This window comes from Gordonia prachuapensis, from assembly GCF_036350515.1.
Lineage (GTDB): Bacteria > Actinomycetota > Actinomycetes > Mycobacteriales > Mycobacteriaceae > Gordonia > Gordonia prachuapensis.
The window spans coordinates 76,137-92,405 of sequence record NZ_JAZDUE010000007.1 but is presented as its reverse complement, the minus strand read 5'-3'; the positions used below and the strand labels follow the sequence as shown (position 1 = coordinate 92,405).

The 16,269-nt window shown below is 65.5% G+C and carries 15 protein-coding genes; 7 read left to right on the top strand and 8 right to left on the bottom strand.

The genetic code is table 11. The features are described from left to right. The first annotated feature begins 83 nt into the window (after positions 1–83). On the top strand, positions 84–1,268 hold the full coding sequence (locus V1Y59_RS09965) for an acyl-CoA dehydrogenase family protein (RefSeq protein WP_330504709.1): 1,185 nt from the start codon (positions 84–86) through the stop codon (positions 1,266–1,268). Between the two features lie 28 nt (positions 1,269–1,296). Beyond that, positions 1,297–1,833 (top strand): flavin reductase family protein, encoded by a 537-nt coding sequence (locus V1Y59_RS09960; protein ID WP_330504707.1) that lies wholly within the window; start codon positions 1,297–1,299, stop codon positions 1,831–1,833. A 286-nt stretch (positions 1,834–2,119) separates the two neighbouring features. Here the strand turns inward: V1Y59_RS09960 and V1Y59_RS09955 are convergent, their stop codons facing one another. The 5 genes from V1Y59_RS09955 to V1Y59_RS09935 form a co-directional block, all read right to left on the bottom strand. Continuing rightward, complete coding sequence (locus tag V1Y59_RS09955) at positions 2,120–2,920, bottom strand: crotonase/enoyl-CoA hydratase family protein (RefSeq protein ID WP_330504705.1); 801 nt, start codon at positions 2,918–2,920, stop codon at positions 2,120–2,122. Further along, positions 2,917–3,684 carry an SDR family oxidoreductase gene (locus V1Y59_RS09950; protein ID WP_330504703.1) on the bottom strand — a complete coding sequence of 256 codons (768 nt, stop codon included), beginning with the start codon at positions 3,682–3,684 and terminating at the stop codon, positions 2,917–2,919. The genes V1Y59_RS09955 and V1Y59_RS09950 overlap by 4 nt, the downstream gene beginning before the upstream one ends. A gap of 75 nt (positions 3,685–3,759) precedes the next feature. Beyond that, complete coding sequence (locus tag V1Y59_RS09945) at positions 3,760–5,034, bottom strand: FAS1-like dehydratase domain-containing protein (RefSeq protein WP_330504701.1); 1,275 nt, start codon at positions 5,032–5,034, stop codon at positions 3,760–3,762. 100 nt (positions 5,035–5,134) lie between these two features. Then, positions 5,135–5,380 (bottom strand): hypothetical protein, encoded by a 246-nt coding sequence (locus tag V1Y59_RS09940; protein ID WP_330504700.1) that lies wholly within the window; start codon positions 5,378–5,380, stop codon positions 5,135–5,137. Between the two features lie 14 nt (positions 5,381–5,394). Next, a complete protein-coding gene (locus tag V1Y59_RS09935; protein ID WP_330504698.1) occupies positions 5,395–6,582 on the bottom strand; it encodes an amidohydrolase family protein in 1,188 nt (395 codons plus the stop codon). 326 nt (positions 6,583–6,908) lie between these two features. On the opposite strand from V1Y59_RS09935, the gene V1Y59_RS09930 reads away from it, so the two are divergent. The 5 genes from V1Y59_RS09930 (at position 6,909) to V1Y59_RS09910 (ending at position 11,978) form a co-directional block, all read left to right on the top strand. Beyond that, complete coding sequence (locus V1Y59_RS09930; protein ID WP_330504697.1) at positions 6,909–7,766, top strand: mycofactocin-coupled SDR family oxidoreductase; 858 nt, start codon at positions 6,909–6,911, stop codon at positions 7,764–7,766. A 64-nt stretch (positions 7,767–7,830) separates the two neighbouring features. Next, a complete protein-coding gene (locus tag V1Y59_RS09925; RefSeq protein WP_330504694.1) occupies positions 7,831–9,300 on the top strand; it encodes an aldehyde dehydrogenase family protein in 1,470 nt (489 codons plus the stop codon). Positions 9,301–9,346: 46 nt separating this feature from the next. After that, on the top strand, positions 9,347–10,186 hold the full coding sequence (locus V1Y59_RS09920; protein WP_330504692.1) for an NAD(P)-dependent oxidoreductase: 840 nt from the start codon (positions 9,347–9,349) through the stop codon (positions 10,184–10,186). A 47-nt stretch (positions 10,187–10,233) separates the two neighbouring features. Next, positions 10,234–11,442, top strand: a complete 1,209-nt coding sequence (locus tag V1Y59_RS09915) for a cytochrome P450 (RefSeq protein WP_330504690.1) — start codon at positions 10,234–10,236, stop codon at positions 11,440–11,442. Further along, positions 11,439–11,978, top strand: coding sequence for a DoxX family protein (locus V1Y59_RS09910; RefSeq protein ID WP_330504949.1), 540 nt, complete (start codon positions 11,439–11,441; stop codon positions 11,976–11,978). Before V1Y59_RS09915 ends, V1Y59_RS09910 begins: the two co-directional genes overlap by 4 nt. Before the next feature lie 94 nt (positions 11,979–12,072). On the opposite strand, the gene V1Y59_RS09905 is transcribed toward V1Y59_RS09910, so the two are convergent. From V1Y59_RS09905 to V1Y59_RS09895, 3 genes are read right to left on the bottom strand one after another with little or no spacing between them, the layout of a single operon-like run. Further along, positions 12,073–14,400, bottom strand: a complete 2,328-nt coding sequence (locus V1Y59_RS09905) for an acyl-CoA dehydrogenase family protein (protein WP_330504688.1) — start codon at positions 14,398–14,400, stop codon at positions 12,073–12,075. After that, positions 14,397–15,179: an enoyl-CoA hydratase-related protein gene (locus V1Y59_RS09900; protein ID WP_330504686.1), complete on the bottom strand. Its 783-nt coding sequence runs from the start codon at positions 15,177–15,179 to the stop codon at positions 14,397–14,399. Before V1Y59_RS09900 ends, V1Y59_RS09905 begins: the two co-directional genes overlap by 4 nt. After that, complete coding sequence (locus V1Y59_RS09895; protein WP_330504685.1) at positions 15,179–16,180, bottom strand: NAD(P)H-dependent flavin oxidoreductase; 1,002 nt, start codon at positions 16,178–16,180, stop codon at positions 15,179–15,181. Before V1Y59_RS09895 ends, V1Y59_RS09900 begins: the two co-directional genes overlap by 1 nt. Positions 16,181–16,269: the final 89 nt, after the last annotated feature.

Here is a 16,269-nt window from a genome sequence, read left to right as displayed (position 1 = left end):
TTGTGCCGACCACGAATTCAACACAATCACAGGCATCCGCCCGTCGGCGGGTCGTTCAACAAGGAAGTCAGAGGTGTCACGGCATGGCGCACGAAGTGATCAAACGGATCGAGGAAGCCGGCCCGGAGCTGGCGTCGCTCGCCGAGGAGAACGAGCGGCTCGGCAAGCTCAGCGACAGAACCGCCGAGCTGCTCCGCCAGACCGGGGTCATCCGGCTGCTGCAACCGACCGACTTCGGCGGGTACGCGGCACATCCGCGTGACTTCGCGGCTGCGGTCATGGCGATCGCCGCGAACGACCCCGCCGCAGGGTGGGTTTCCGGTGTCGTGGGTGTACACCCGTGGGAGCTGGCGCAAATGGATCGCAAGCTCCAGCAGGAGATCTGGGGTGAGGATCCGGACACCTGGGTGGCATCTCCGTACATGCCCAACGGTGTCGCGGACCCCATCGAGAACGATTCGTACGTGCTGAGCGGCCGGTGGCCCTTCTCGTCCGGGTCCGACCATTGCCAGTGGGACTTCCTCGGCGCACTCAAGGGCACCGGCGCCGGCGCGCCGATCATGCCGCCCGAGGTCATGCACGTCGTGCTGCCCCGTTCGGACTACGAGCTTGTCGAGGACTCGTGGGATGTCGTCGGCCTCAGCGGAACCGGGAGCAAGGACGTCGTCGTCGATCAGGCCGTCATCCCCGCCTACCGAACCGTCACCCAGGCCGACATCTCGGACGGTACGGCGTCCGCACGGTCCGGCCGCCCCGAGGCGGTGTACAAGCTGTCGTTCGGCGTGATGTTCCCGCTTGGCATCACCGCAGCCGTGGTCGGGATCTGCGAGGGCGCACTGAAGACGCACCTCGAGATACAGAAGGACCGCGTCGCGGTCACCGGCGTCCAGGTGCGTGACGACCCCTACGTGCTGCACGCCGCGGGCGAGGCGGCGGCGGAGATCGAGGCCTCGCGGGTCCAGCTGATCGAGGGCATCAGTCGACTGCACGACATGATCGAGGACGGTATCGAACCGAGCATCGAGGACCGTTCCAACCAGCGTCGCAACCAGGTTCGCTGTGCATGGCGTGCGGTCTCGGCGCTCGACGAGATCTTCGCACGATCCGGTGGTGTCGCCATCCGTAAGAGCAGCCCGATGCAACGGTATTGGCGTGACGCCCATGTCGGCCTCCAGCACATGATCCACGTCGATGGGGCCCCGTACCACTCGAACGCACTGCACAAGATGGGCCTCGAGACACCCCCCGGGATGCTCGTCACCATCTGAACGCGATACCGGCACAAAGGAACAGGCGATGACCGACACCGATTCCACCAAGCTCTTCGAGGCTCGACACCTGCGCGACGTTCTCGGGAACTTCCCCACCAGTGTCGTCGCGGTCACCACCAGCGACCCCAACGACGTGCCGGTCGGAATGGTGGTGGGGTCGTTCACCTCGGTGTCGCTCGACCCACCGATGGTGTCGTTCCTCGTCGATCGGTCGTCTTCGACGCTGCCGAAGATTCTGGCAGCCGGTCGATTCTGCGCCAACGCACTGGCCTCCGATCAAGAGTGGCTGTGCCGGCAGATGGCCAAGAAGGGTGCGGATCGCTTCACCGGAGTCCAGTGGCAGCAGTCGGCCCACGCCAATCCCATCCTCGATGGTGTGGTTGCGTGGGTCGACTGCACCATCGACAAGACCGTCGAGCTCGGCGACCATTACCTGGTCGTCGGTCTCATCGGTGACCTGAACGTGGCTTCGGTCAAGCGACCGCTGTTGTTCTTCCGTGGCGGGTACGGCGACTACACCTCAACGGCGCAGCTGCTCCTCGACAGCCATCTCCGGTACTGACCGCCGGTTCGGTCCCGCGCGCGAATCAGGCCCTCGCGAGCGGATTCTGGCCCGAGTAGGAACACAGCCGGCACCCCAGCGGCGAACACACCGAGGTCGGCCTCGGCTCCCGCGCCGGCTCCCTGAGGCTGAGGAGAGAGCGTGGCGCCGGCCGAGCGAATGTCACGAGGGGCCGCCCTTCGTGACGCCCTCCGCTAGCGCTCCGGGCTCCTCAGGGATCAGGGTGACGCCCTCCCCAAGAGCTACAGCTGGCGCTCCGGGCTCCTCAGGGATCAGGGGTGACGCCTCAGCGCCCGCTCCAACGGGGCGCGCGTCGCTCGGCGAAGGCGGCAGGCCCTTCCCGCGCATCGTCCGACGCGAACACCGGATCGGTATAGGCCGTCTGCCGCTCGAACGCCTCGTCATCGGTCCAGGTGCGCGAGTGGTAGGCCAGTGCCTTGCTGGCCCGTACCGCGAGCGGCGCATTCTTCGCGATTGCCGTGGCCAGTTCGAGCGCGGCGTCGACGGCAGCACCGTCGTCGACCACGCGATTCACCAGACCGTGGCGTTCGGCAGACGCAGCAGTCATCGGTTCCCCGGTGAGCAGCAGCTCGAGCGCCACCGCCTGCGGCAGTACCCGGGGAGCTCGAAAGATCCCGCCGGCCCGCGCAACCAGTCCTCGCTTCACCTCGGGGAGGCCGAATTTCGCACTCGCACCGGCGACGACGAGGTCGGCGGCCAGAACCATCTCGAATCCGCCACCGAGTGCCCAGCCTTCGACCGCCGCGATCAGCGGCTTCGCCGGTGGTCGCTGCACCAACCCACCGAACCCGCGTCCATCGACGACCGGGCGTTCGCCCAGTTGAAAGCGCTTCAAGTCCATTCCGGCGCAGAATGTTCCGCCCCGGCCGGCGAGGACGCCGACCGTCAGCTCGGGATCGGAGTCGAGGCGATCAAGGGCCACAGCGAGTTGCTCGGCAGCACTCTTCGTCATCGCGTTGCGCTGATCGGGTCGGTTGATGGTGATGACGAGTACGCCATCCGCGACATCGGCGAGGATCTCATCCTCGGCAGCGGTGGTCGAGGTGGCGTGATCTGGCCCGGTCATCGTGGGGCCATCCGGATCGATCCGTCGAGACGGATCGTCTCGCCGTTGACGTACGCATTCTGCAGGAGGGTCAGTGCCATACCCGCGTAATCATCGGGCAGACCGAGACGCTTCGGGAACGGTACCGAGGCAGCCAACCCTTCTCGGATGTCGTCGCGCAGGCGCGCGAGCATCGGCGTGTCGAAGGTGCCCGGCGCGATGGTGTTGACACGAATGCCCACGCTGGCCAGGTCGCGCGCGGCCACCAGTGTCATGCCGTGGATTGCCGCCTTGGACGCGGTGTAGGAGGTCTGCCCGATCTGGCCATCGAAGGCGGCGACCGATGCGGTCAGGACGATGGCCCCACGCTCGGTGTCGATCGATTCGTTGCGCGCGATTCGAGCTGCCGCGAGCCGTAGCACGTTGTAGGTCCCGATCAGGTTCACCTCCAGCACGTCGCGAAAACTCTGCAGCGCTGCGGGCGCACCGGACTTGTCGAGTATTCGGAGGCGGTCGCCACCGCGTCCCGCGCAGTGCACCGCGCCGCGCAACGGCCCGTGGGATTCCGATGCGTCGAGAGCCTCGGTCAGACTGTCCTCGTCGGTGATGTCGGCAGGCGCGAACACCGCTGCGGCACCGAGCTTCTCCGCGGTCACCTTACCGTCGGACGACGGCAGGTCGGCGATCACCACCCGGCCGCCCGCAGCGACGATCGCCGTCGCGGTCGCCTCGCCGAGCCCGGAGGCCCCACCTGTGACGAGGAATGTGTTGCCCCTCAATTGCATGTCCGACGATGTCCTCTCGCGATATACCCCGGCGACGAGTGTCACCGAGGTCCTACAGGTGTCTGAAGCGTCTCGTCATTGTCCGCGACGTGCGGCGGCGCGCAACTCACCATGCCGCTTGAGCATCTTCGCGGCGATCGCCTCCAGCTCGGCGGGTGGCGTGCGGAGTGTGGCGAGCCCAGTCGTGCGGCTCGGCAGGGACACGGTGGCGGTGGCCGGACAGGTCACCTCACCTCGCTGACTGGTGCCCCGGAACTCGATGTCGACGAGGTGCCGCGTACCTTCCTGGCGCTTGCCGACGACCTCGCCGGTGAACGTGTGCACATCACCGAGATAGTTGAACTTGCGCATCTGGCTCGACATCGACTCGATCCAGCCATCGTCACCGATCCAGTCCGTCAGATAGTGGGTAAGCCAGCAGTCGCGCATCATCCCGTAGTCGTACGACGCGGGGATACCGATCGAGCGCGCGTACTCCGCATCCCAATGGATACGCTGCGCCACATCGGGGATGCCCTGTTCGTTCGGAATGTAGAAGGCACCGATCCGCTGTCGATTCTGAAACCACAGACGCCCGGTGCACGGCGTGTAGGGCGCGAAACCGTATCCGCCCGAATGGAACACGACCATGTCGGTGACCGTGAGCGGCCCTTTCGCCATCGTCGGCAACTGCTCACCGACCGTGACGTCCTCCCAGTATCGCGGTTGCGCACCACGACGCTGTTCGGCGGCGTAGATCTCGTCGATGGCCGCGATGTCCTCGGGCGTGTAGGTGGCGCGTTCGATCTTGTCGTACTTCTTGCGCTTCTTGGATTCGTGCCGCTCGGTGTGGATGGTCAGCACCCGCTGGATCTGCACGATCTCGGCACGCTGGTTGAACTGGACGTGAATCCTGGTCACCAGCAGCGACCGGCCGGCGAACTCGGACTCCTTGAACTCGACGTCGTCGAAACCCTCGAAGGAGTAGACGATGTCGCCGTCGTACACCGGTCGATACCACTCGGTGGTGCTCCCGGAGACGAACACGTGGATGCCACGGAACGGCGGTCGCCGCTGCTCTTTCGGAATCGGATCGGCGAGAAGATCTTTGGTGACCGCGATGTTGATCATCGGCGGCGCGATCTGGGCGCCCCAACGGGTGTCGAGACCATAGTCCTCATCGACGAAGAGCGGGTTGTCGTCACCGTAGCTCCGAGCGAAGGCACGCATCACATCTGGTGTCGCCCGCGAGAACTGTTCACGCTTGCGCACTGCATGATAGACGCCCACGATGTCGCGGGCACGCGCGATGTCCTCGTCCTTGAAGGTGAAAACCTCCGCAGGCTTGTCCGCCTCCGAGGGTCGTTGCACCTTTGAAGCCGCCTCAATGCTCACAGATCCATGCCTTTCGCAAAGCCAAGTATCACGGCATTTCGAGATGCCGCTTCGTGTCGGTCGCGGGCGCGACAGTTCAGAACTCGATGGTCGCCTCGTCGTGGACACCCGCACGGATCTCCTCCATCGCGGCAAGTCTGCGCACCATGTCGGCGCGGCTCATCACGATGTCGTCACCGCCGACACCCCGATCGAGACGGTCGATCCGGCCGCGTTCGGCAGCGATCTCCTCGTCGAGAAGCGAGCCTGCCAGGGTACGGGTGAGTAGATCCTGGTCCACCCAGTCCGCCTCGGGAATCTGCTCGATGGGTTCTTCCATCATCACATCCGTTCGTCCTACGACGTCCGCGGGAAATTGAGCAGACGTCGTGCGTTGAGTTCGACGATCTTGTGCACTTCGTCGTCGGGCACGTCGACCATGGTGTCGTGCACGATCTTGCGGCTGTTGGGCCAGTTGGAATCCGAGTGCGGATAGTCACCCTCCCAGGTGATGTTGTCGATGCCGACCAGGTGGCGGTTGGCGACGCCGAAGTCGTCGTCGATGAAGCAACCGAAGATGTGCTTGGCGAACAGTTCCGACGGCCGGACCGACTGATTGATGTTCTGGTAGTACCGGTGCTTCTCCCACACCCCGTCCATGCGCTCGAGAATGTAGGGCACCCACCCGATCCCGCCTTCGGAGAGCATGAACTTCAGATCGGGATGCTTGTGGAATGTCGGCGAGAACAGTAGGTCAACGGTCGCGTACATCGAGTTGCAGCCGAACAGTGCGGTCATGACCGCCATCGGCGCTTCGGGACAGGTGATGGGCGGCTTGCCGGACGTGCCGAAGTGGACGCACAACGGCTGGCCGGTCTCGACTGCCGCACGGTACACCGGGTCCCAGTGGTCAGTGTGGAACGACGGCAGACCCAACGGGTGCGGGTTCTCCGGGAAGGAGATGGTCCGCGCGCCTTTCGCGGCGGTGCGGTAGATCTCCTTCACCGACTCCTCGATCGACCAGAGGGGCAAGATGACCAGCGGGATCAGGCGTTCCGGGTCGGTGGGACACCACTCGTCGAGTACGTAGTCGTTCCACGCCTGCACCGACAGTAGCGCCAGTTCTTTGTCCTCACTCTCGAGGAAAACGGTCCCGGCAAACCGCGGGAACGAGGGAAACGACAGAGTTGCCTGCACACCATCGATGTCCATGTCGCGTAAACGCGCTTTCGGCTCGTAGCAGCCAGGGATCATGTCCTCGTAGCGAGTCGGTTCGGCGCCGTACTCCTCGGGTTTCTTGCCGGCCACCGCGTTGAGCCCGATGTACGGATAGATCCGGCCCTCGTACTGCCACACCTCGGCGAGTTTCGTCTCACCGGAGTCCCGGCCACCGTCACCCGAGTGGATCGACTTGGGCATCTCCTTCTCGATGATCTTGGGTCCGGTGTCGGCGAAACGCTTGGGCAGCCGGTCCTGCCAGAGCCGCGGGTGCTCTATCAGGTGATCGTCGGTGGAGATCAAGTGCATGTGATCCCGAAGTGGCATTCGAAGCCTCCTGAACTGTCGCATCTACGCTAACTTAGATAACTATGTACGGCAACGGTGCGCCCTGACACGGCTGGCCGCACCGGCGTCAAGAAGCCAGGCTGCCCGATCATGCGACCCCCTTCGCCTGCATGTCTCGATGACCGGGACCATCGCGGACATCAGCGACCAGCGTTGCGATTCTGACGCTGCCAAACGAATTGCAGTGATCGCTCTCACAGAGTATGAACAAGCACTAAGTTATATATCTGGAGATGGGTCAACTGAGGCTTACCCGACCACCAATACCGACTTCGAACACGACCACGAGAACGGGAGAGACGAGAATGGGAAAGCTCGATGGAAAAGTGGCCGTGGTGACCGGCGCCGGACGCGGGCAGGGTCGCAGCCACGCGATCACCTTGGCGGCAGCAGGCGCCGACATCATCGCGCTCGACCTCTGTGCCGACATCCCGACCAACGATTACCCGCTGGCCACCCGAGCCGATCTCGACGAGACCCAACGGTTCGTGGAGAAGGAGGGTCGTCGGTGTGTGGCCGAAGTCGCCGATGTCCGTGACCCGCAGCAGCTTCGGGCGGCAATAGGCGCGGGCGTCGCAGAGCTCGGCGGTCTGCACATCGTGGTGGCCAATGCCGGTATCTGCCCACTCGGGGACGTCCCCAAGCAGGCGTTCATCGACGCCGTGGACGTCGATCTGGTCGGCGTGCTCAACACCGTCAGCGCCGCCTACCCACACCTGACCTCCGGCGCCTCGATCATCGCGACCGGTTCGGTGGCCGCGCTCATGAAGGGCAGCGGCACAGAAGCCCTCGGCGCCGGTGGATTCGGATACAGCCACTCCAAGCGCGCGGTCGCGAACTACGTCCACGACTGTGCCCTGGCCCTGGCCCCCGAGAAGATCCGGGTCAACTGTGTCCATCCCACCAACTGCAACACCGACATGCTGCAGAGCGAGCCGATGTACAAGGTGTTCCGCCCCGATCTCCAATCCCCGCAGGCCGACGACGCGGTAGCCGCGTTCGCGACCACCCAGCCGATGAATGTGCCGTGGGTGGAGCCGGCCGACATCAGCAAGGCGGTCCTCTTCCTGGCCTCCGACGACTCGCAGTTCGTCACCGGCCTGCAACTCAAGGTCGACGCCGGCGCTGCGCTCGTACACACCAATGCCTACTCGCTGAAGTAGGCGACGACCCGAAAGACCTACGACTCAGTCTCGTTGGCACCGCGACAGTGTGAGGAGGACCCGAATGCTCAAGGAGTACCGCAAGCTGTTCATCGGCGGCGACTGGATCGACAGCGAACTCGGTGAGGTGGCGCCGGTCGTCAACCCGGCAACGGAGGCAGCCATCGGGGTGGCACCGGTGGGCAGTCGGGGTGACGCGATCCGTGCGATCGAGGCCGCCCGCACGGCCTTTGACGACGGCCGGTGGCCGCGCATGTCGACACGCGAACGGTCTGCAGTGCTGGTCCGTATGGCCGAGATCATGGAGAAGCGCCAGGACGAGATCGTCGACCTCAACATCGCCGAGACCGGCTGTACCCGCGCGGGTGCCGCGTCGTTCCAGACCGGGATCCCCATCGCCCATTTCCGGGACATGGCCGAGCGGGTGCTGCTCAGCTTCCCGATGGAGAGCCCGTTGCCGCCGCACGTCGGCATGGGCATCGGCCAGGGCGTCGTCCGGCGTGAGCCGTTCGGCGTGGCGGCACTGATCTCGGCCTATAACTTTCCGTTCTATCTGAACCTCATGAAGCTCGGTCCGGCGCTTGCCGCCGGGTGTACCACCGTCCTCAAGCCCGCACCGAACACGCCGCTGGAGGCATTCATCCTCGGTGAGATCGCGCAGGAGGCAGGACTGCCCGACGGGGTGTTGAACATCATCACCGGCGACCCCGACGCCGCCGCGGAACTCACCGCCAATCCCATGGTGGACGTCGTGAGCTTCACGGGTTCGGACACCGTGGGGCGCAAGGTCTTCGAGCAGGCTGCCCCGACCCTCAAGAAGGTGATACTCGAACTCGGCGGAAAGTCGGCCAACATCATCTGCGACGACGCGGACCTGACGAGGGCCATCACTGGCGTCGTGCGCGACACCATTCTGCACGCCGGACAGGGCTGCGCCTACCTCACCCGAACCCTGGTCCACCGCTCCCGCTACGACGAGCTGGTCGAGATGCTCAAGAGCGCATTGGCCGGGGTCGTCGTCGGGGACCCGGCACAGCCCGAGACGACGATGGGCCCGCTGGGCAGCGCCGCGCAGCGCGAGCGGGTCGAGGCGCTCATCGCCACCGGTGTCGAGGAGGGGGCAACCATCGCATTCGGTGGTGGTCGTCCGGCACATCTGGATCGAGGCTTCTATGTCGAGCCGACCCTGTTCGTCGATGTCGACAACTCCATGACCATTGCCCGCCGGGAGTTCTTCGGACCGGTGATGATCGTCATGCCCTTCGATGACGACGATGAGGCGGTCAGCATCGCCAATGACAGCGACTACGGCCTCGCCGGTGGCGTATGGGCCAAGGACCCGGTACGGGCGTACCAGATCGGACAGCAGCTGCACACGGGATACGTCACGATCAACGGCGGTGGTGGAGGCCTCAATCCGGAAGGGCCGTTCGGCGGATACAAACAGAGCGGGCTCGGCCGCGAGCGCGGCGGCGCCGGCATGGACGAGTTCCTCCAGACCAAGACGATGATCTGGGGCGTCGCCTCGGGGTAGCAACCGACCGCACCGACCACACCGACCACGCCAGCCAAAGGACACCATGGACCTCCCTCGCATCGGATTCATCGGCCCCGGAAAGATCGGTGAGCCCATGATCGAGCGTTTGCTCGCTGCCGGTCATCCGACGTCCGTCTACGCCAGGCGACCCGAAGTTCGCGAGCGTCTCGCCGAGCTCGGAGCCCAGACACCCTTGACCATCGAAGCCGTCGCCGACACCGACTTCGTCATCGCCTGCGTGTTCGACGACACGCAGTTGCTGGCCGTCGCGCCGGAGATCATCGACAGAATGCCCGAGGGGTCGGTGTTCGTCTCGCACACCACGGGTAGCCCGAGTACCCTCCGACGACTCGAACGTGCAGGGCAGCGCCGGTCGGTGTCGGTGGTCGAGGCCCCCTTCAGCGGCACCCCGGCCATCATCCGCCGGGGTGAACTGACTGTGCTCCTGGCCGGTGACGCCACTTCGGTTGATCGTGCCGCCGACGTCATCGCGGCCTACGCGTCCAGGATCCATCGCACCGGGACACTCGGTACCGCCCTGTCGGCGAAGCTGATCAACAACGCTCTCTTCGCGGCATGCACTCAACTGACGCTGTCCGCATTGCGGTCTGCGGAGAAGCTGGGCATCGGCGAAGCCACACTGCTCGACGTGCTCGCCGACGCCAGTGGCGGCACGACCGCGGCGCGTTACATCGCCACATCCGGCGAAGACTCCGATGCCTACGCCGAGCGCATCACGCACTACCTCGCGAAAGACCTGGCTGCCGCACGCTCAGCAGCGGAGGACCTGGGAGTTGACATCGACAACCTCTTGGCCGCAACACGTCTCGGCCCCATGCACTTGTGCACCGAACCCACGCCTACATCCGCCGACGTGCGCTGACCCCCCGATTTCAGCCCACCGAGACAACCGACAACGAGGAGGAGTTCATGAGCACCGCAGAACAGACATCCGACCAGGCACCGACCTGCCCGGTCCACAATTTCAATCACTACGCCGAGCTGGACTTCGGCGAGAAGTTGGCCCGCTACGACCGGCTCCGCGACGAAGCTCCCGTCATCCGCAACGAGTTCGCCAACGGGCACTACATCGTGACCCGCTACGAGGACATCATCAAGGCGTATCAGAACGCCAAGGTCTTCTCCAACACCGCGGTGACGGTGTTCAATCCGAACCCGACTTTTCGGTGGATACCCCAGATGCTCGACGGTGACGAACACAAGCAGTGGCGCAAACAGCTCAATCCGTTGTTCTCGCCCAAGCACGTCGAACGCCTCGAGGACAAGGTCCGCGAACGCGCCGTGACCCTGATCAAGGAGATCGCGACGAAGGGCCGCTGCGACTTCATGCAGGATTTCGCGCTGCAGTACCCGTCGTTCATCTTCCTCGAACTCATGGGCATGCCCTTCGAGGACCTCGACAAGTTCCTGCATTGGGAGGACGAGATCCTGCACGTCTCCGGCGATGCCGAGGAGACCGCGAGGCGCCGTGGCGTGGCGACTGTCGAACTCACTGAATACTTCCGCGTTCTCATCGACGAACGCCGCAAGGAACCGCAGGACGACCTGATCAGCAAGGCCATCGATTTCGAGATCGACGGTAAGCCTGCGACGCAGGAGGATCTGGAGTCGTTCTGCATCCTGATGTTCATGGCGGGGCTCGACACCGTCACCGCGACGCTGGGCACGACCTTCCTACATCTGTCGACGCACCAGGAAGACCGGCAGGCGATCGTCGACGACCCCGATCTGATCCCCTCGGCCATAGAGGAGATGCTGCGTGCGTTCGCGATCGTGATCCCCTCCCGAAAGGTGTTGGAGGACGTCGAAATCGCCGGTTGTCCGGTCAAGGCCGGCGAGATGGTCTGCCTACCGCTCAACCTGGCCACTCGGGACGAGGCCGCATTTGATGACGCGAAAGAGGTTCAGCTCGACCGGAGCCCCAACAACCACATCGCGTTCGGCGCCGGTCCGCACCGCTGCCTCGGCTCGCACCTGGCCCGCCGTGAACTGCGGATCGCGTTGGAGGAATGGCATCGCTACATTCCGAACTACCGGTTGGCGGCCGATTCGCATCCCACCGAGTCCGGTGGACAGCTCGGTCCGAACGGCAACATCTTCCTCGAGTGGGACGTCTGAGCGTGCTGCGCAGTACCCTGCGGCGATCCGAGCCCACGTCCGGTGTCGGAGCGATCGCGCCGCTGCTGCTGCGCGGCGCCGTCGGCGGAACACTGATCGCGCACGGCATCAAGCACGCTCGATCTCTGGGCGGTACCGCAGGATGGTTCGGCTCCATCGGGTTTCGTCGGCCGCGGTTACAGGCGGTGTCCAGTGCGGTGGTCGAAGTGGGCGCCGGCGGCGCACTCGTACTCGGTCTCGCCACACCGGTGTCCGCTGCCGCCGGGATCGGGACCATGGCGGTGGCGGCTCGGTCGGTGCACCTGCGCAACGGTTTTTTCATCACCGCCGAAGGATGGGAGTATGTCACCAATCTCGCGGTGGCATCGGCCGTTCTCGCGGGTACTGGACCCGGACGGTGGAGTGTGGACCGAGCCCTCGGCTGGGATCGGCGGCTTGCCGGTGACCGTGCCCTGCTGACATCTCTCGCGCTGGGCCTGAGTGCGGCCGCCGCTCAGCTCGCGGCGTTCTACCGCGAACCGACTTCCGGAGACTGAGGGGTTCCCCGGGTTGCCCTCTCTCACAGGGGCGGTTGGCAATGGGCCGGCCGGCGAGTGATCGCCGACCGGCCCCCATTGTCGTCGTGACCGGTTACTCCGATTCAATCCTGGCGAGTACCCGTTCGGCCACCTCGTCCCGCAGGGCCTCGGGTCTGATGCGACACGCCTCGTTGGAGAGAGCTCGGCGCAGTAGCAAGTGCGCCGGGTGCTCCCAGGTGAACCCGATCCCACCGTGTACCTGGATGCACGCTTCGCTCACACGCACAGCCGCACTCAACGCATGCGCGGCAGCCAGGCGTGCGAGCATGTCGGCATCGTCGGATGCCGGATCAACCGCGGCAGCCGCCTGAACCTGATTGCGAGCACCCTCCGCGTCGACGAGCATGTCGGCACAACGATGCGACACCGCCTGGAACGATCCGATCGGGCGTCCGAACTGTTCGCGCTGCCCGGCCCAGTCGACGGCCATCGCCACCGCGCGGGTCGCCACGCCGATAGAATCGGCGGCAAGCACCAGCAAAGTGATCCGCTCTGCTTCGGCGACAGCACGTTTCGCGGTGTCACCCGTGGCGGCGAGCACGCCGCGGACGCCATCGAAACCGACCGCACCAACTGATGCCGTGAGGTCGAGAGGTTCCTCCACCATGATCCGGGCGTCCGCCTGCTCCACCACGACCACCGCGGCATCTCCGGCCTCCGCCGACGCCGCCACCACGACCAACAGCTCCGCGTCGGGCGCACCGACAACACAGCTCACCGTTCCCGACAGCACACCGTTGTCGTCGATTCTCACCGATCCCGTTGCTTCGGCAGGACCTGCGGTGTTCCAGACCGTCTCCTGGGGTGCAACCACCACCGCGGCACGCGCCCCCGAGATCACCCGCGTGGCGGCATCAGTCGCACCGACGGCCGACAACAGCGCCAGCGCCGAGATGGTCGGAACCAGCGGCACCGGTGCGAGATGATGTGCTGCCTCTTCGACCGCCGCGCACATCAGCCCCAGCGGTGCCCCACCTCCGCCCACTGATTCAGGAAACGCCAAGCCGGGCAGTCCGAACTCGACGAGCGATCTCCACACCTGCGTCCTGTCGATCCGACCGGACAAGAGCGAATCCGTCTCGACCAGCGAGGAGACGACGTCGCCCACCGCAGAGCGCACGGCGGCCTCGTCGGAACCCGGTGCGGCCAGCGGCCTGCCCGGTGACACGGTCGGGGCACGGCGACCTTCACCACGATGCGACGGGAGCCCCAGTACCGATTCCGCGATCGTGTTGCGCTGGATCTCCGCGGTGCCCGCACCGATGGTGGACGCCCGCGTCATCAGGTAGCCGTGGGTCCACCGACCACCGTCGACCGCGCCGGCAGAACGACGCCCGAGGACCGCACCGGCCCCGGTGAGGCGCAACGCCAGTCGATGCATCCGCTGCTCGAACTCGGATTTGACCAGTCGGTTGATCGACGCGATCGCACCCGGATCCTCGCCGCGCAGCACTGCGCTCAACGCACGCGCGCTGTTGGTCGTGATCGTGCGGACGTCGGTCTCCAGGGCCGCGAGCTCTTGGCGGACCAGCGCATCGTCGCGGTAGCCCCGGGCAACCGCGAGCCGGGCGACCTTGTCCACTGTGGTGCGGTACTTGACCTCGTCGGCGAGGAAGGCGGTGGCGCGTTCGTGCCCGAGTGAGGTCCGCATGATCGACCAGCCCTCCCCCTCGGCACCCACCCGATTGGCCACGGGGACCACGACGTCATCGAAGAACACCTCGGCGAAGTGTCGACCGCCGGCGGCATCTCGCAATGGCCGGACCTCGACCCCCGGGGAATCCATCGCGATCAACAGATACGTGATCCCGGCGGTTCCCCGCCCCGCCGGCCCGGTGCGCACCAGCGCGAACATCCAGTCGGCCCGGTCGGCCATCGTCGTCCAGATCTTCTGTCCGGTCACCCGATACGTGTCGCCATCGCGCACCGCACGAGTCGACAGCGACGCGAGGTCGCTGCCTGCTCCGGGTTCCGAGAAGCCCTGGCACCAGAACTCTTCGGCGCGCAGCAGCGGTTCGAGGTAGCGCTGGCGCTGCTCCGGGGTTCCGTGCACGATGAGCGTCGGCGCAACGATGAAGGACAGACTGCACGGATGTTTCGGCGCTCCGGCCGCGGTCATCATCCGGTGGTAATCGAGCTGATCGGTGACGTCGAGGCCCAGACCGCCCACCGACGTCGGCCAGCCCGGCGCGGCGAGACCTGCGTCCACCAGTTCGGACTGCCAGGCGATCGCGGCGTCGAACCGGTCCTGTGACGTTGTCGGCCTCGGACGTCGCCGATGGTCGTCGAGGAGTTCGGCCAGGCGCGCACGCCACGAGGAACCCGAATCCACCTCGGTTGCCGACGATTCCCCGGCCGACGCCACCTGCTGTGCGGTCATCGGGCCGACTCTCCTGCCGTCGATCGTTGGTTGCCGTAGCGCGCTCCGATCTCGTTGCCGCTGGTGCGAAACGACACGGCGGCCTCGGCCTCGAGCGCGAGGGCCTGGGTGACCGACGCGCCGGCACCGTCTTTCAGCAGTCGCAGCATGCGCTGCACTGCACCGGGGTGTCCATCGGCGATCGCGTGAGCGATCTCGAGGGTCCGCACCATCAGCCGCTCATGGTCGACGACCTCGTTGGCCAACCCGATCCGCAGTGCTGTGTGCGCGTCGAAGGGTTCGCCGCTGAGAATGATCTGGATCGCGGCCGCCAACCCGACCGTGCGCGGCAACATGGCGCTGCCGCCCCATCCGTTGAGCAGACCGATCTGTGCGTGTGTGTCGGCGAACACGGCCTTCTCGGAGGCAATGATGAACGAGCAATTGGTCGCGAATTCGAAACCGCCTGTGTAGCAGGGTCCGTTGACCGCGGCGATGACGGGTTTGGAGATAGCGCGCAGCACCTGGGTCGGGGTGGGCCCCTCGGTTCTCGGCGACGGTCCCGACAGCGCCTCGGGCAGATCCACTCCGGATGAGAACGACGTTCCGGCACCGGTGATCACGACTGCGTGCACGTCGTCATCGGTATCGGCGCGCCATAGTTCCTTCTTGATCGCCTTGCGCATCGCGCGGTTGATGGCGTTGCGTCGATCCGGACGGTTCAACGTCAGCACGGCGACGGTGCCGTCACGCTCGACGAGCAGCGGTATCTCGGTGTCGCTCGACGGTCCGTCGGGCATCAGCGCACCCCCCGGCCGGCCGCGGTTTCCGCCACCACGACGCGATTCTCCAGGCCGCGGATCACCGACTCCGCATCGGCGGCGATCCGCTGCACCAGGGAACCCGCCGAGGGGATGTCATGGATGAGGCCTTGGCTCAGGCCGACCGTCCACACGCCGAGTTCGGGGTCTCCTTCGGCGAAGACCCGACGGCCACGCACACCCGCCACCAACTCCTTGATGTCCCGGAATCGGCCACCCTGCCCGAGGATCGCGATCACCTCGTCGCTGACCGTGTTGCGCGAGACCCGCATGCTGTTGCGTAGCTGGCGCATGATCAGGCGGGTGTCCTTCTCGGTGCCCTCGACGATGAGTTGCTTGATGTTGTCGTGCACCGGGCTCTCCTCGGTGCACATGAAGCGCGTCCCCATGTTGATCCCGTCTGCTCCGAGTGCCAGTGCGGCGGCCAGGCCCCGCCCGTCGGCGAAACCGCCGGACGCGACGAACGGGATGTTCAGTGCGTCCGCGGTGGCCGGGATCAACACCAGACCGGGTATGTCGTCTTCGCCGGGGTGCCCGGCGCATTCGAACCCGTCGATGCTGACGGCATCGGCGCCGATCCGCTCCGCCTTGAGCGCGTGCGCGACGCTGGTGCACTTGTGGATAACCGTGATCCCGTGTTGCTTGAGGTGCTCGATGTGAACCGTTGGATCGGACCCGGCGGTCTCCACGATGGTCACGCCCGACTCGATGATCACCTGCCGGTACTCCTCGAACGGCGGCGGGTTGATGGAGAGCGTGAGTGTGATGTTGACGCCGAACGGCCGGTCCGTGAGCGCCTGGCAGCGCGCGATCTCCGCGGCGAGGTCGTCCGGGGTCGGCTGGGTCAGCGCGGTGATGATCCCGAGACCACCGGCGTTGGAGACCGCCGCCGCGAGTTCGGCGCGCCCGACGAACATCATCCCGCCCTGGACGATGGGATGTTCGATCCCGCAAAGTTCGGTGAAACGTGTGGTGAGCATGGATGACTCCTGACGCGGGCAAAGGCAAGCTACATAGCTAACATAGTTGACTATGTTAGGCGTTTCAACAGACCGTTGGGTCGACGCTG

Coding starts and splice junctions, on each gene's coding strand:
- V1Y59_RS09965 (WP_330504709.1), top strand. CDS start 84: ATGGCGCACGAAGTGATCAAACGGATCGAGGAAGCCGGCCCGGAGCTG.
- V1Y59_RS09960 (WP_330504707.1), top strand. CDS start 1,297: ATGACCGACACCGATTCCACCAAGCTCTTCGAGGCTCGACACCTGCGC.
- V1Y59_RS09955 (WP_330504705.1), bottom strand. CDS start 2,920: ATGACCGGGCCAGATCACGCCACCTCGACCACCGCTGCCGAGGATGAG.
- V1Y59_RS09950 (WP_330504703.1), bottom strand. CDS start 3,684: ATGCAATTGAGGGGCAACACATTCCTCGTCACAGGTGGGGCCTCCGGG.
- V1Y59_RS09940 (WP_330504700.1), bottom strand. CDS start 5,380: ATGATGGAAGAACCCATCGAGCAGATTCCCGAGGCGGACTGGGTGGAC.
- V1Y59_RS09935 (WP_330504698.1), bottom strand. CDS start 6,582: ATGCCACTTCGGGATCACATGCACTTGATCTCCACCGACGATCACCTG.
- V1Y59_RS09930 (WP_330504697.1), top strand. CDS start 6,909: ATGGGAAAGCTCGATGGAAAAGTGGCCGTGGTGACCGGCGCCGGACGC.
- V1Y59_RS09925 (WP_330504694.1), top strand. CDS start 7,831: ATGCTCAAGGAGTACCGCAAGCTGTTCATCGGCGGCGACTGGATCGAC.
- V1Y59_RS09920 (WP_330504692.1), top strand. CDS start 9,347: ATGGACCTCCCTCGCATCGGATTCATCGGCCCCGGAAAGATCGGTGAG.
- V1Y59_RS09915 (WP_330504690.1), top strand. CDS start 10,234: ATGAGCACCGCAGAACAGACATCCGACCAGGCACCGACCTGCCCGGTC.
- V1Y59_RS09905 (WP_330504688.1), bottom strand. CDS start 14,400: ATGACCGCACAGCAGGTGGCGTCGGCCGGGGAATCGTCGGCAACCGAG.
- V1Y59_RS09900 (WP_330504686.1), bottom strand. CDS start 15,179: ATGCCCGACGGACCGTCGAGCGACACCGAGATACCGCTGCTCGTCGAG.
- V1Y59_RS09895 (WP_330504685.1), bottom strand. CDS start 16,180: ATGCTCACCACACGTTTCACCGAACTTTGCGGGATCGAACATCCCATC.